This is a genomic window from Kribbella sp. VKM Ac-2568 (genome assembly GCF_004345365.1).
Lineage (GTDB): Bacteria > Actinomycetota > Actinomycetes > Propionibacteriales > Kribbellaceae > Kribbella > Kribbella orskensis.
Genome location: NZ_SLVF01000020.1, coordinates 72,357 through 86,659 on the forward strand (window position 1 = coordinate 72,357; position 14,303 = coordinate 86,659).

The following is a 14,303-nucleotide window of genomic DNA, read 5'->3' on the forward strand; positions in this document are numbered from 1 at the left end:
CGTAGGGACTGGGAGATCTGGAACCTGTCGAAGGTTCCAGATCCCCCAACCCGCTGTCACGTGGCGCAAGGCATCCGCCAGGGACGTGACGGTGGTCACGGGATTGACCGGTGAACGCCGCCTCGTCGTCGGGATCGCCCGGAGGCCAGCAGCGGGAGGTACACCTCGGGTGACGTAAGGTCGGGCTTACTCATGGTCTGACCGACCGAAGGTGATCTGATGCCTGTGGGGGTGGGGGAAATCGTCATGACCGGTTGCGGCAACAGGAGAGAGGTCCGGATCCGGGCGATCGAGGTGGCCCGGTCATGACCGGCGCGGGTACTTCGCCCAGGCGTGCCGGACGGTGGCGTCGAAGGCCGTTCTCGGTCGAGGCGCGCTTGGCCGAGCATGTCGACCGGCTGGCCGATGAACATCCGCCGATCCCGGTGGACAGCGCCGACTACTCGATGGCGCGCCCGGAGGTGCTCGCCGAGAGATTCGGCCCAGTGCTCACCTACATGTCGAGGGTCGAGCTGGAAGTCGAGCGGAACGTGCTCGAACTCAACATCCTGCTGCCGGATCCGCCGGCCGTGGACCGGCACTTCTACGCCGACGTGTGGCTTCCGCAGGAGACGCATCACGGGCTACTGCTGGATCGGTTGCAGTCGCTGGCCGGTTTGCCGCCGGCGGATCCGGATCTCACCAAGGTGGCCTTCAGCTATCGGCTACTCGGTTCGCTCGGGCGATGGAGCGCCGTACAAGACGTGAGCCGGATGCTGTACTACCTGACCGGTGTGGCGACGGAGCAGTCGGCCATTCTCGCGTACAACAAGCTGCACCAGGGTTTGCTGGAGCTCGGTGAGCGAGCCGTCGCCGCGACCATCGTCGCGCCGATCCGTCGCCAGGAGCCGGGCCACTTCGCCTACTACAAGATCGCCGCCCAGGGTCTGTGGACCGAGCTGGCCTCGTGGCAGAAGTGGCTGGTCAGGACGCTGCGCCGCCATACCTTCGAACCGGTCGGCGCGTACACCAAGAAGCAGTGGGCGGAGTTCGGTGCCGTGATGCACCATCTCGGCATCACGGCAGAGGGTGGGGGCGGGTTGACTCGCTACGCCCAGCAGATCGGGAGAGTCGAACTCGAACTGCTCTGGGCACAGAAGCAGGGTTTGCGCGTGCCTGCCTACGTCGTGGACTCCCTCAAGTCCGCCGCCAGGCTCGCCGCAGCCGAGCGCTCTGTGTCGCCTTCGAAATGAGCGTGGTCAGAAGCATTGGGGTGCCGAATGTGAGGTGCCGGTGAGCAAGGGCTGGTGGTGGATCGCGGTCGGCGCCGTTGTTGTGGCGGCGTGGGCTGCGCGCGGGGGAGACTCGCCGGAGACTGCGGTCCCGCCGCCCCGGGCCACTGCGTCGGACACGCCCAGACCTCCGGCACCGAAGCCGAGCCCCAAGCTCACGCCGAGTCCCGCGGACTGGTCCACGAGCTACGATCCTGCATCCTTCGCCGTGCAGGTGCGCAGGTCTGCCGGTCGGGCAGGGATCAAACCTCAGTTGCTGATGGCAATCCTGTACAACGAGTCCTACAAGCCGCATGACCCCGAGCTGGAACGCTCCTGGCAGCGCATCAAGCCCGACGCGGCGTTCGGCATCGCCAACATGCATCGCGCCGCCTTCAACGAGACCAAACGCGGCCGCAGCTTCGCCGGCCGGAGCTGGGAAGAGCTGCCCGACAACCCCGAGCTCGCCGTGGAAGCGGCTGCCTGGCATCTGCATGACCTGGCCGCGCGATTGCCCCGTCGTACGCGCGGGACGCTCAGCAAGGACGAATTGCTTGCTCTCGGCTACAACACCGGTTCAGGCAATATGCGAGCCTTCGCCACGGGCGCGAAGCCTGGCGCTCAAGCGCAGTCCTACCTCGACCGCCTGCACCAAAACTGGGCCAAGGCTGCGAACGCCGTCCAGGTGCCATAGCGCCTCCGCACCAACGATGCGGCTAACTGGTGCAGGGCAGCGTGCCTACGCGGAGGGCGTGTTTGCCGGTGTTGCCGTCGTCGGGCCAGGGAGCCGCCTCGTGGCCGGCGGAACAGTACATCCGAGTGACCAGGAGGTTGTCCGACACGGGGTGGGCCGTCGTTCCGGGCCTGTGGACAAGTCTCGAGGTTGGGAGGACATTGGTAGCAGGGGGAGGGGATTCAATGGCCATTGCTGTTGTCCGTAAGGTCCCCGTGGATGGCGCGAACACGACGTCGATGGCATCCAACAAGGGCCGTTAGTCAAGGCGAAGCCCGGGGGAAATCCTGGTCGCTCCTGATCGGACTCCCGAGCTCGAAATCATCAAACAGATGCTTAAGGGCGAGACAGAGATTCTCTTCGCGATCTTCGCCGTTGCCGGCTCGTCACGCATCGACGATGCGATGCCTGCGCTCGCACGCGGCGTAAAGATCAAAGGTGTATTCGACCCGGGCCAGGCACGGCAGAAGTGAGCGGCGCCGCGTGGCTTGTCTATCCGATATCGAGGAGGTCGAGGGATCACCGGCAGCGTGCCGTACAGCTCTGGCTAGCGAACGAGGGGGATCGAGATGTATTTGGAGACGACTGACATCTACGCACGGATGGATCCGAGGCTGCAACGGGCGGTCGAGCGGCGTCGGCGCGGTATGAGGACTGTGGCCACCGCGTCGAGCGACGAGGCTGAGATCGGCGTGCTCGTTCTGGTCGAAGACACGGAGCAGTTCGCCGCCAGGGGAGACGTACGGCTTGGCGCGGTGATCGGTGAGGTCGACGGCGGCTGGCTGGTGACTGCCCGGGTGCCGCTCGGCAGAATTGAGACCATCCGCCAGGCGGAAGGGGTACGCAGTATGAAATCGGCGCAGCCGATGCGGCCTGTGCTGAACGCCACGGTACCGGAGATCGAGGCCGACCAGGCCGCGCTCCCGCCAGGCTCACTCGCCGCCGGCGGCGCGGGAGTGGTGGTCGGGATCATCGACTCTGGCGCCGACTTCGCGCACCGCAACTTCCTGCGGCCAGACGGTTCGACGCGGCTGGTCGCGCTGTGGCACCAGGACGGACCGTCCACTCCTGGCAGCCCGTTCGGCTATGGCAAGCGTTACACCGCGGCCGACATCGATCTGGCGCTGAGTGGGCCGAACCCGTATGACGCGCTTGGCTATGGCCCCGCGCCGGATGTCATCGGGCGGCCCAAAGGCACTCACGGCACGCACGTCAGCGATATCGCGGCGGGCAATGGCGGCGGCTCGGGGGCCACTGGCGTGGCCCACGAGGCCGACATCGCGTTCGTGGAGCCCGCATTGTCAGACATCGCCTGGGAAGGCGAGGATGTGGTCAACTCCTTCTTCGGCGACTCCGTGCAGCAACTCGAAGCGGCGCGCTTCCTGTTCGACGAGGCCGGCGCGCGACCCTGCGTGATAAACATCAGCCTTGGCACCAACGGCGGGCCGCACGACGGCTCCAGCCTGGTGGAGAAGGGCCTGGACGCGCTGGTTGCGCAGCGGCCTAACCGCGCAGTGGTGATCGCGGCGGGGAACGCCTTCGACGACGGTGTTCACATCGCGGGCGCGGTGCCTGCCGGCGGCTTTGTCGACGTGGGCTTGTCGATCCCGGACGGTCTCGTCTCGCAAACCGAAATGGAGCTTTGGTACGCCGGGGGTGACCGCTTCACTGCCGAGTTGATCACCCCGGCAGGGGAAAGCCTTGGCGAGGTGCCGCTCGGGTCCAACGCCCGAGTCCGGGCCGACGACGGCACGACGCTGCTGTTCGTCAGCCATCGTGCCGACGACCCGAACAACGGCGACAACATGTTCAGCATCTTCTTGGAGGAGCGGGTGCCGGCGGGCGTCTGGCAGGTCCGACTGCACGGCGAGCAGGTCGCCGACGGTGGTTACCATGCGTGGATCGAGCGCAACGACCAGTCCCAGGCGTCCTTCGTCGACGCAGACGGCAGCGGAACGTTGGGTTCCATCTCCTGCGGCCGGCTCACCCTGACGGTTGGCTCGTACGACGCGCACAAAGCTGCCAAGCCACTGTCATTCTTCTCCGCCGCCGGGCCGACCCGAGATGGTCGGCAGAAGCCGGAGATCAGCGCACCGGGACAGGACGTCTTCGCAGCCCACTCGCGGACGACGACCGGGGTGGTCCGCAAGTCAGGCACGAGCATGGCTGCACCGGCCGCTACCGGTGTCGTTGCGCTGATCCTGGCGGAGGCCCATGCTCGCGGCATCGCGCTGGACGCAGCTGCCCTGCGACACATCGTGACGGACAGCGCCCGCAGCGGCCCGCCGCCCGCCGGCGGGTGGGATGACCGGTACGGTCACGGCCGGATCGATGCCGCCGAGGCGTTGCGGGCAGTTCAGAGGCTGGCTGGGCCGTAGGTTGAGCGACAAGGGACCGGACCCCGACAAGGCAGATCGCGACGCACGGGACCGCGACCTGCCGGACCGAGACACGCGGGACCGGGACATGCCGGAACGGGAGGTGCCAGGACCGCTGGAGATCGAGGAGCCCAGCGGTCCCGGCCGCTACCGGAAGGTGCGTGCTCGGACGGGCTTGCCTCTCGACGCGGAGGTAGCGGCCGACCAGCCGCTGACCGCCGTCATCGAGGTGACTGAGCCGGGTTACCGACCGCCGGGTGTCGACGTCCGGGGGTTCATCACGGAGACGCTGCTCACCGGCAGAGTCCGCCCGTCAGCACTCGCCGGGCTCGACCAGGACCCTCGCGTCGCCTCGATCGAGCTCGGCAGCCAGGCGGACCAGGTCGACTGACCGGCGCAGCGGCTGCTGTTCGGGGGTATTCATGAAGGACTCGGACGATGGCTGAGCTGTCCGGAATTGATTCGCTTTGCCGTTGTACTGAAGGACGGCGTGGGCTCGATCGCTCCGTTCATCTATCGACGGGAGAAAACCATGCCATTGGCAAGTTACGGAGTCCTGGCCGGCAAGCTGATCCGATTCGCCAGGGAGGATCCGAACGATTTCGGGTCGTGGTATCACGGCAAGCTGTACATCGCGACGCCGGCCGGCGAGTACGAATGCGCCGTGGACGTGTCGACGCCCAGCGGAGTACCTGTCCAGTACCGCGAAGTGCGGAACCTGGACCGGCGGCTCTTCGCCTCGACGGCCGCTCTGAGCGACGGGTGGCATCGGTTGGCCAGTTCACCCGACTCGGGTGCCTTGGACTATGTCCGATCGCCGTTGTTGCGCGGACGGGGCGGATGTGTGGCAGTGGTTGCCAGCCCGTTGATCGTCCTGATCAACGCCATCCTGCGATCTCCGAGGTTCGGTTGGGTGGACAGCACCGCCGACAATGCTTTGGATCTCCTGGAACAACGCCTGACCGGGTGCGAACGGGTCTACGTCTTCGGCGCCCCCTACTCGAGCGGACTCGGGGTCCACGACATTCACTACAACCAAGGCGACCCGCCCGGACAGTTCCAGCACCTCGACGGGATCTGGCAGGACGGCGGCACGATCATCCAACTCGCCGGTGGCGAACTGACGGCATTCCTCACGAAGTTCAAGCCCCAGTCGCTCACCACCGATGACCACGGACTACCTGCATGATGCGGGCCCCTGCGACCTGTGAGCCGCAATTGTTGTCAGGTGTCAAAGCACCAGGCTTGCCAGGGCACCGACGAGTAGCGCGACGAGGATGCTGGACAGGTACTGCGTGGCCGGTATCCGGGTGCGGCGGGGTCACGAACCACTGCAAACGCGTCGCTTCACTGTCCGTGCAGGAGGACGATGGAGCGGGGGTTGACCGGGACGTGGTCGCCGGCGGCGATCCGGTCCGGCGATGCGGTGCCGTTGGGTTCGTAGGTGTCGATCTCGCGGGTCCACGTCCTGCCGGTCTCGGTCGCCGGTACGACGACGTCCAGCGGCTCCCACCAGGCGTTGACCAGGAGCAGGAAGTCGTCATCGACCAGCAGTGTTCCGTCCGCGGCCCGATCGGGATCGTCGTCCCCGTCGAGGTAGAGCGCGACGCTCCGCGCACCCGGGTCGGTCCAGTCCGCCTGAGTCATCTCCGCGCCACCCGGGGTGTACCACCGCAGCTCGTCGGCCCCGACGCCGGTGAGGAACCGGCGCCGCCGGAACACCGGGTGGGCCCGGCGCAGCGCGATGAGTTTCTTGACGAAGACGGTCAACTGCTCGTCCTGGGTGGACCAGTCGAACCAGCTGATCGCGTTGTCCTGGCAGTAGGCGTTGTTGTTCCCCTGCTGGGTGCGGCCGAGCTCGTCGCCTCCCAGGAGCATCGGTACTCCGAACGACAGCATCAGCGTGGTGAGCATGGCACGGCTCTGCCTGGCTCGTAGGTCCAGGACACCCTGATCGGTGCTAGGCCCCTCGACACCGCAGTTCCACGAGCGGTTGTCGTTGGTGCCGTCCGCGTTCGCCTCGCCGTTGGCCTCGTTGTGCTTCGCGTCGTACGAGACGAGATCGGCCATCGTGAAGCCGTCGTGAACCGTGATCAGGTTGACCGAAGCGGTGGGACGCCGGCCGGCCGCTGAGTACAGGTCGGACGATCCGCTGAGGCGGGAGGCGAACTCACCGATCAGGCCGTCGTGGCTGCGCCAGAAATCGCGCATCACGTCGCGGTACCGGCCGTTCCACTCGCTCCAGAGCGGCGGGAACCGGCCGAGGTCGTAACTGTCGGCCTGGCCGACGTCCCACGGCTCGGCGATGAGCTTGGCGCGGGAGACCACCGGGTCCTGCGCGGTCAGGTCGAAGAACGCCGCCATCTTGTCGAAGCTGCCATCCTCACGCGCCAGCGTCGGCGCCAGGTCGAAGCGGAAGCCGTCGACCTGCATCTCGGTCAGCCAGTAGCGCAGGGAGTCCATGATCAGCTGCAGGCTGACCGGACTGTCGGCGTTCAGCGAGTTGCCGGTGCCCGTCGTGTCCACGTAGAACCGAGGGTCGCCGGGGTCCAGCCGGTAGTACGCCGGGTTGTGCAGTCCGCGATGGCACAGCGTCGGGCCGAGGTGGTTGCCTTCGGCGGTGTGGTTGAAGACCACGTCGAGGATGACCTCGAGGCCGGCGCCGTGGAGGGTGTCGACCATCGCCTGGAACTCGGCGACCTGCTTGTCGGGCCGACCGGCCCGGACCGCGGCGGAGTAGCCGGCGTGCGGCGCGAAGTACCCGATGGTGTTGTAGCCCCAGTAGTTGGTGAGGCCGCGCTCGACCAGGAAACCCTCGGGGACGCTCTGGTGCACCGGGAGCAGCTCCACGGCGGTCACCCCGAGGCCGACGAGATGGTCCACCGCGGCCTCGTGCGCCAGGCCGGCGTAGGTACCGCGGATCTGCTCCGGTACGGCGGGGTGCGCGGCCGTGAAGCCTTTGACGTGGAGCTCGTAGATGATCGTGTCGGCGTAGGAGTAGGCCGGCCGGGGATGGTCGCTCCAGTCGAAGGAGGTGTCGACCACCAGACTGCGGGGGACGTGGCCGGCCGAGTCCAGCGCGCTCGGGGCTTCGACGTCGTCGACTGCGTAGCCGAGCAGCTCCGGCCCGAACCGTACCTCGCCGTCGATCGCCCTCGCGTAGGGATCGAGCAGCAGCTTCGCCGGATTGCACCGCACACCTCGCTGCGCGTCGTACGGTCCGGTGGCGCGGTAGCCGTAGGCCTGGCCGGGCCGTACGCCGGGCAGGAACCCGTGCCAGATGTCGCCATCGCGCTCCAGCAGCGGGATCTGGGTCTCGGTGCCGTCTGAGTCGAAGAGGCACAAGAGCACGCCATCGGCGGCCGACGCGACCGCGAAGTTCGTACCGTCAGGCCCGGGGGTCGCGCCGAGTGGGGCGGCGGCACCGGGAAGGGCCGGCGCGATCGAGACCTGCGCGGTCATGACTATCCGCCCAACGTGCGGAGGACTTCCCCGATGGACCGCACCGACCCGTGTCTGCGCCGGATCACATCGGCCACGATCCCGGTCCAGCCGGTCTGATGCGTGGCACCCAGACCGGCCCCGTTGTCGCCGTGGAAGTACTCGTTGAACATGAGGTTGTCCTTCCAGTTCGGGTCGTGCTGCAGCCGGTCGACCCCGCCGAAGCACGGCCGCCGGCCGTCCGGACCGACGAGGAAGATCGACACCAGCCGAGCGAACAGATCGTCGGCGACGGTGTCGAGAGCGAGCAACTCGCCCGATCCGGTGGGGTACTCGATCTTCAGGTCATCGCCGAAGAAGCGGTGGTAGCGCTGCACGGCGGTGGTCGCGAGGAAGTTCAGCGGGAACCAGATGGGCCCGCGCCAGTTCGAGTTGCCGCCGAACATGTCGGTGGTCGACTCGGCCGGTTCGTAGTCCACCGTGGCGCGCATCCCCTCCACCTCGAGGGTGTAAGGGTGGTCGCGGTGGAAGGCGGAGATCGAGCGCAGTCCGTACGGCGACAAGAACTCGTCGGGGTCGAACAGCTTGCCGAACAGGCGCAGTACCTGCTCGACCCCGACGGCGCCCATCAGCAACCGCTGCTGCCCGGCGTCGCCCCGCAGTACGCCGGCCGCCGCCAGGCTCTCCCGGTCGCGCAGCCCCTGGCGATCGAGGAACTCGGCGAACTGCTTGCCCGGGGCAACAGCTCGCTCGAGCAGCTGATCGTCGATCACGGCGACCGCCAGCATCGGGATGATGCCGACCATCGAGTGCACCTTGACCGGCACGACGCCGCCGTCGGGAGTGGCGATCCGGTCGTAGAACAAGCCGTCGGTCTCGTCCCACATCCCCTGCTGCGCCATCGCGGTGCGGATCGCGGCGAAGTGCTCGAGGAACTTGTGGACCAGGTCGCGCGCGGGCCGGTGTCCGGTCCGGTTCAGGATCGCCGCGATCGTCGTCATCGCCAGCGCGTACGCCGCCATCCAGCCGGTGGCGTCGGACTGTTCGAGCACCCCGCCGACCGGCAGGTGCGAGCGGTCGAGCGGGCCGATGTTGTCCAGCCCGAGGAACCCGCCCTCGAACAGGTTCGACCCGTCGGCGTCCTCCCGGTTGACCCACCAGGTGAAGTTGACCAGCAGCTTGTCGAAGATCCGGCTGAGGAAGTCGAGATCGCGCCCACCGTCGATGGCGAACACCTCGAGCGCCGCGAACGCCTGCACCGGCGGGTTCACGTCACCGAAGTCCCACTCGTATGCCGGCAGGGCGCCGTTGGGGTGCTGGAACCACTCGCGACACACCAGCAGCAGCTGATCCTTGGCGAACTCCGGATCGACGTGCGCGAGCGCGATGCAGTGGAAGGCGAGGTCCCAGGAGGCGAACCAGGGGTACTCCCACTTGTCCGGCATCGACATCACGTCGAAGGCGTTGAAGGTGCGCCACCGGCTGTTGCGCCCGGTGTGCCGCGAGGCCGGCGGCACCGGCTGTCCCGGGTCGCCGTCCAGCCAGCGGGCGACGTCGTAGTAGTAGAGCTGTTTGCTCCACAACATCCCGGCGAAGGCCTGCCGCATCACCATCGCCTCGTCGGGCGACGCGGCCGCCGGGGTCAGCTCGGCGTAGAACTCGTCCGCCTCCGCCCGGCGGGTTCTGAGGACCTGCTCGTACTCCGGTCCGAGTGCGGTCGCGGAGTCAGCGCCTGATCCTGCCGGACGCAGCCGTATCCGCAACTCCGCGGTCGCACCCGGCGCGACCTCGACGCGGTACCAGGCCGCGCACTTGGTACCGCGCTGAGCGGGGTCGACGGTGGACGCACCGGTTACGACGTGGTCGTTGATCCCGTCCTTTGGGTACGGCGTCGACCCGGCAACGCCGTACAGGTGCTGGAGGTTGGTCTCGTTCTCACAGAACAGGAGCTCCGGCGGGGACCCGTCCGGACCTGGTGCGGCCAGTAGTTCCAGCTCGCCCAGGGATGGGTGCGAGACCCGCACGCTCGTGTCACCTGTCGCGGCGAGCTCGGGTCGTGGAGCATCTGGGCTCCACGACCAGGTGTTGCGGAACCAGGCCGTCGGCAGGACATGGAGTGTCTCCGGGTCGGGACCGGCGTTCGTGACCTGGATCGTCATCAGCAGGTCGGTCGGGTTCGCCTTGGCGTAGTGCACCTCGACGATCCAGTACCGATCCTCGTCGAACGCGCCGGTGTCGAGGAGTTCGTACTCCGGATCGTGCTTGCCGCGTCTCCCGTTCTCGGCTCGCAGGCCTTCGTATGGGAACGCACCCTGCGGGTAGTGGTAGCGCCAGCGGTTCCAGGCATGGCTGGGCACGGCGTCGAGGTACCACCAGTAGTCCTTCACGTCCTCGCCGTGGTTCGCCTCCGCGCCGGTCAACCCGAACGGCCGCTCCTTGAGGATCGGGTCGCGTCCGTTCCACAACGTCAGCCCGAGGCACAGCCGTTGCTCGATATCGCTGAACCCGGCCAGTCCGTCCTCGCCCCACCGGTACGCCGTGGCGCGGGCGCGGTCGTGCGAGAGGTAGCCCCACGCCTCGCCGTCGGCGCTGTAGTCCTCCCGCACCGTGCCCCACTGACGCTCGCTGAGGTACGGACCCCAGAGATACCAGTCGTTCCGCTGCGACCTGGGCTGGTCGCCAGCCATCCGCTCGCGCTCGACTCCGGACGTGTGAGGCTGTGTCGTCACGCGGTCCTCCCAGCGGTGGTGATCGTGCACGGCAGCTCTCGCGGAGCCACAGCCCATTCTTCGAGGACCGGCCGAGTTCCGCGTCGTCTACAGATGATGATTCAGAGCTGTCCGCGGGGGAGGGGTTGGCTGTCAGCTCAGGCCGGTTGCGTCGGCGATCAGCTCGATCTGCTGGAGGTCGGGGTTGGCAGGGAACAGGATCAGTTCGTCGCATCTGGCTGCGGTGAAGCCGGCTACGGCGTCGGCGACTCTCTGTTGTGTGGTGAGGGCGCCGGCCACGATCCGGTCGACGTACTCACCCGCGAAGCTGTAGTAGTCGCCGAGATAGCGCCGTGCGTGCTCCTCGGCCTCGTTGCCGAGACTCACGTACCCGATGGCGACCAGGCGCGGCTCACCTTCGCGTCGGGCGTCGCGCCAGGATGCCCTGGCTGTGTCCGCTGCCGCGGCGAATGCGTCCGGCCCGCCGGCGCCGAGGATCCAGCCTGCGCCGTACTCGGTCATTCGGCGGAAGGCGGCGGCAGACCCACCGCCGATGAGCAGCGGGGGACCACCTGGTCGCACCGGGGCCGGGCCGATCGGACCGGCGTACCCCCTCGACTCACCGGCCCACACAGCGCGCATCTCGGCCAACTGGGCGTCGAACGCCTTTCCGCGCTCGGCGTACGGCGACGCCGTAGCCTCGAAGTCATCCGGGCGCGATCCCACGGCCATGCCGACCGTCAGCCGGCCGTCGGAGATGCGATCCACGGTGGCCAGTTGCTTGGCGAGCAGCGCACCGTTGCCCCGGTACGGGCCGATCATGATGGCCGTCGTCAGGCCGATCCGCTCGGTCACCGCCGCCGCGGCCGCGAGTGTCGGAATTGTCTCGAGATTGCCGTACACGAGGCGGTCGAGCGTCCCCAGGGTCGAGAACCCGGCCTGCTCGGCGGCCCGAGCCCAGTCCAGGATCAGCCGGCTCGGGATGCCGGGAATCGTGGACGGCAGACCGATACCGATGTCCATATGAACTCTCCTTGATCCAGTTTGATGCGATCGATGGCCGAGGCTAGTGATAACTCAAGCCGCTTCAGCCAACGACCACGCCGTCTGGCAGCCACCGGATTCCCTCATCCTCTACCTGGCGCATCGCCTACGACCCCCGGAACGGCGCAGGTAGCAGTCGATGGGCGTCTGTCATGGTGCGGTGAGGGCGTCGGTGAGTGGGTGGATCACGGTTAGTGCGGCGGCGGTTTCGGGGTGGAGTCGGTGTCGTTCGGCGATGCTCTCGGGGGAGTAGTACGCAAGCCGCGTTGTCCCCGCGTCGTCCCAGATGAGCAGCTTCAGGGGGAGGTCCAGTGCGGCCAGCGGAGCGGCTGCCATGACGGGCGTTCCGGCGGCCGGGTTGCCGAAGATCACCAGAACAGTGTCGCGCAGGTCGAGACCGGCCGTGCGAGCCGCGTCCGCCTGGTCGATAACGGCGAACACCATGACCCCCTTGGCTTCGAGCATCTGGCGGAATCGCGCAGTCACCTCCGCCACAGTTCCAGCAGCCACCTTACTGACCACCCCGCCCGGCAACGGTCCGCTTCCAGAGTTGGCAGAACCAGGCATCATCGCGCTCCCTCTTTGACGTCATTCCTACGGATTCCGGTCTCGGGAAAGTGTATTTGTGGGTACTCTTGTCGGCTCTCTTCACTGGCCAGGGGCCTGCGGTGGGCGTCACGGGTGGGGAGGGTTCGGTGGGAGCTGTGGTGAGATCTGCGGTTGTGGTCGGCGGTGGCATCGTCGGTCTGTCCGTGGCGAGGGCTTTGCAGCGGCTCGATCCCGGTACGCCGGTCGTCGTACTGGAGAAGGAACGGTCGGTCGCGGCGCACCAGACCGGGCACAACTCGGGGGTTTTGCATTCCGGGCTGTACTACAAGCCCGGATCCCTGAAGGCGCGACTGGCTGTCGCCGGGGGAGCGGCGCTGAGGGAGTACTGCGAGGAGAAGGGCATCCCGGTGGAGATCCCCGGGAAGCTGGTCGTCGCGACGACAGAGGCCGACTTGCCTCAGCTCGACCGCCTGTTCGGCATCGGCGGTGAGAACGGTGTCCCGGTCCGTCGGCTGTCCCTCGGCGAGGTCGCGGAGCGCGAACCGCACCTGCGTGTGAAAGGTGCCCTGGCGGTCGATTCCACCGGTCGGGTGGACTTCAAGCTGGTGGCCGACGCCCTGGCCGATGACGTCCGCGCGGCGGGCGGCGAGATCCGTACCGGAGTGACGGTGACCTCGATCGATAACGCGGGCTCCGTCGTCCGGGTGCGTACGACGGACGACGTGATCGAGGCGGAGCGCGTCGCCGTCTGCGCCGGCTTGCACAGCGACCGGCTCGCGCGGGCCTCCGGGCTCGAGCCCGGTGTCCGCATCCTCCCGTTCCGCGGCGAGTTCAGCGAGATCGTCCCGGAGCGCGACTATCTGGTGAAGGGGCTGGTCTATCCGGTGCCCGACCCCGAGCTGCCGTTCCTCGGCGTCCACCTCACCCGTGGCATCGAGGGAACCGTCCACATCGGGCCGAACGCCGTACCGGCCCTGGCCCGGGAGGGTTATTCCTGGTCGAAGATCGTGCCTCGGGACCTGTGGGAGTCCATGACCTACCGGGGCACCTGGCGCCTCGCCCGGCGCTACGCCAAGACAGGCGCCAAGGAGGTGATGCGCTCACTCACCGGCCGAGCGCTCGTGCGGGAAGCCCAGCGGATGCTGCCTGAACTGCGAGTCTCGGACGTACGGCGCTCTGGCGCCGGCGTGCGTGCGCAGGCCGTGACCCGCGACGGCAAGCTCGTCGACGACTTCCTGTTCCTCCGCGACGGCCGCACGCTGCACGTCCTCAACGCCCCATCCCCAGCCGCCACCGCCTGCCTTGTGATCGGCGAACGCATCGCCGAGGAGCTGTCCGCCGACCGGGCCTGAAAGTCCTCGCGGTCAATCGCGGATCCAGCGAGGTACGGTCGTCTTCCGGTTCGTTCGCTGATCGGAGGAGTGCACGTGGCTGGTGATATCAGGCTGATCGTTCAAGGTGACGACTTCGGCATGTGTCATGCCGTCAACGTCGGCACGATGCAGGCGTTCCAGGAGGGGATCCTGACCCAGGTCTCGACCATGGCCGCGTGTCCGTGGTTCACGGAGGCCGCGGCGCTGGCGCGTGAGTCCGGGATTCCGCTCGGCGTACATCAGACGCTGACCTGCGAATGGGACTTTCTGCGGTGGCGGCCGCTGACCGATGGACCCTCGCTCGTGGGTGCCGATGGAACATTCTTCCGGACAATCGCCGAGGCCCGGGCTTCAGTCACCCATGCCGACGCCGTACGCGAACTGTCCGCTCAGGTGGCGAGATTCGCTGCCGAGGGGCTCGCTGTCGACTACCTGGACGTCCATATGGGCGAGTCCGCGCCGGAGGCGTACGCGGAGATCTCGAACGCCGTCGGCAAGCCGTACATCTATGGCCCCGTGGAGTCGCGTAGGTTCGCCTCGATCGAGACTCTGAGCGACCGGGAAGCGGCTGCCAAGAAGCCCTGGGTGCTCGCCTACATCGCCGGCCTGACGCCAGGCGTCCACCTGTTGGTCACGCACTGCGCCGCCGCGGAACCGGAACTCGCTGCGCTGACCGCGCCCGGCACCGAGACCTACCGATGGGCCGAGGAGTACCGGCTCGGCGACCAGGACATCGTGACCGACCCCGAGATCCGCAAGGCGATCGAGGAACGAGACATCGAGCTGGTGTCGGTGCGCAACGCGTTCACCGGCTGACGTGGTAGAAG

The 14,303-nt window shown here is 67.5% G+C and carries 12 protein-coding genes; 8 read left to right on the forward strand and 4 right to left on the reverse strand.

What is annotated here, in order from left to right; all coding sequences use genetic code 11:
* The first annotated feature begins 305 nt into the window (after window positions 1-305).
* The 6 genes from EV648_RS39480 to EV648_RS39500 all read left to right on the forward strand — a co-directional run bounded on the left by EV648_RS39480 (window position 306) and on the right by EV648_RS39500 (window position 5,550).
* Window positions 306-1,232 (forward strand): GTP-binding protein LepA, encoded by a 927-nt coding sequence (locus EV648_RS39480; protein ID WP_241996066.1) that lies wholly within the window; start codon window positions 306-308, stop codon window positions 1,230-1,232.
* A gap of 253 nt (window positions 1,233-1,485) precedes the next feature.
* Window positions 1,486-1,944 (forward strand): transglycosylase SLT domain-containing protein, encoded by a 459-nt coding sequence (locus tag EV648_RS43550; protein ID WP_255512895.1) that lies wholly within the window; start codon window positions 1,486-1,488, stop codon window positions 1,942-1,944.
* A gap of 371 nt (window positions 1,945-2,315) precedes the next feature.
* Window positions 2,316-2,456 carry a hypothetical protein gene (locus EV648_RS42890; protein WP_158294193.1) on the forward strand — a complete coding sequence of 47 codons (141 nt, stop codon included), beginning with the start codon at window positions 2,316-2,318 and terminating at the stop codon, window positions 2,454-2,456.
* A gap of 96 nt (window positions 2,457-2,552) precedes the next feature.
* Window positions 2,553-4,361, forward strand: coding sequence for a S8 family serine peptidase (locus EV648_RS39490; RefSeq protein ID WP_132301111.1), 1,809 nt, complete (start codon window positions 2,553-2,555; stop codon window positions 4,359-4,361).
* Between the two features lie 88 nt (window positions 4,362-4,449).
* Window positions 4,450-4,752 (forward strand): hypothetical protein, encoded by a 303-nt coding sequence (locus EV648_RS39495; protein WP_132301112.1) that lies wholly within the window; start codon window positions 4,450-4,452, stop codon window positions 4,750-4,752.
* Window positions 4,753-4,893: 141 nt separating this feature from the next.
* Window positions 4,894-5,550, forward strand: coding sequence for a DUF2278 family protein (locus EV648_RS39500; RefSeq protein WP_132301113.1), 657 nt, complete (start codon window positions 4,894-4,896; stop codon window positions 5,548-5,550).
* Between the two features lie 158 nt (window positions 5,551-5,708).
* Here the strand turns inward: EV648_RS39500 and glgX are convergent, their stop codons facing one another.
* The 4 genes from glgX to EV648_RS39520 form a co-directional block, all read right to left on the reverse strand.
* Window positions 5,709-7,823, reverse strand: coding sequence for a glycogen debranching protein GlgX (gene glgX, locus EV648_RS39505; RefSeq protein WP_132301115.1), 2,115 nt, complete (start codon window positions 7,821-7,823; stop codon window positions 5,709-5,711).
* Between the two features lie 2 nt (window positions 7,824-7,825).
* The gene (locus EV648_RS39510) at window positions 7,826-10,531 is read right to left on the reverse strand and encodes a hypothetical protein (protein ID WP_199235077.1); all 2,706 of its coding nucleotides are present in this window, start codon (window positions 10,529-10,531) and stop codon (window positions 7,826-7,828) included.
* Between the two features lie 132 nt (window positions 10,532-10,663).
* Window positions 10,664-11,533, reverse strand: coding sequence for an LLM class flavin-dependent oxidoreductase (locus EV648_RS39515; RefSeq protein ID WP_132301117.1), 870 nt, complete (start codon window positions 11,531-11,533; stop codon window positions 10,664-10,666).
* Between the two features lie 171 nt (window positions 11,534-11,704).
* On the reverse strand, window positions 11,705-12,040 hold the full coding sequence (locus EV648_RS39520; protein ID WP_158294194.1) for a DUF302 domain-containing protein: 336 nt from the start codon (window positions 12,038-12,040) through the stop codon (window positions 11,705-11,707).
* 221 nt (window positions 12,041-12,261) lie between these two features.
* Between EV648_RS39520 and lhgO the strand changes: the two genes are divergently transcribed.
* Both lhgO and EV648_RS39530 read left to right on the forward strand, forming a co-directional pair.
* Window positions 12,262-13,455, forward strand: coding sequence for an L-2-hydroxyglutarate oxidase (lhgO, locus tag EV648_RS39525; protein WP_199235078.1), 1,194 nt, complete (start codon window positions 12,262-12,264; stop codon window positions 13,453-13,455).
* Window positions 13,456-13,530: 75 nt separating this feature from the next.
* Window positions 13,531-14,292 (forward strand): carbohydrate deacetylase, encoded by a 762-nt coding sequence (locus tag EV648_RS39530; protein ID WP_132301123.1) that lies wholly within the window; start codon window positions 13,531-13,533, stop codon window positions 14,290-14,292.
* Window positions 14,293-14,303: the final 11 nt, after the last annotated feature.

What these genes read in the sequence shown, in the direction of transcription:
- EV648_RS39480 (WP_241996066.1), top strand. Translation starts at nt 306, where the DNA reads ATGACCGGCGCGGGTACTTCGCCCAGGCGTGCCGGACGGTGGCGTCGA.
- EV648_RS42890 (WP_158294193.1), top strand. Translation starts at nt 2,316, where the DNA reads ATGCTTAAGGGCGAGACAGAGATTCTCTTCGCGATCTTCGCCGTTGCC.
- EV648_RS39490 (WP_132301111.1), top strand. Translation starts at nt 2,553, where the DNA reads ATGTATTTGGAGACGACTGACATCTACGCACGGATGGATCCGAGGCTG.
- EV648_RS39495 (WP_132301112.1), top strand. Translation starts at nt 4,450, where the DNA reads ATGCCGGAACGGGAGGTGCCAGGACCGCTGGAGATCGAGGAGCCCAGC.
- EV648_RS39500 (WP_132301113.1), top strand. Translation starts at nt 4,894, where the DNA reads ATGCCATTGGCAAGTTACGGAGTCCTGGCCGGCAAGCTGATCCGATTC.
- glgX (WP_132301115.1), bottom strand. Translation starts at nt 7,823, where the DNA reads ATGACCGCGCAGGTCTCGATCGCGCCGGCCCTTCCCGGTGCCGCCGCC.
- EV648_RS39515 (WP_132301117.1), bottom strand. Translation starts at nt 11,533, where the DNA reads ATGGACATCGGTATCGGTCTGCCGTCCACGATTCCCGGCATCCCGAGC.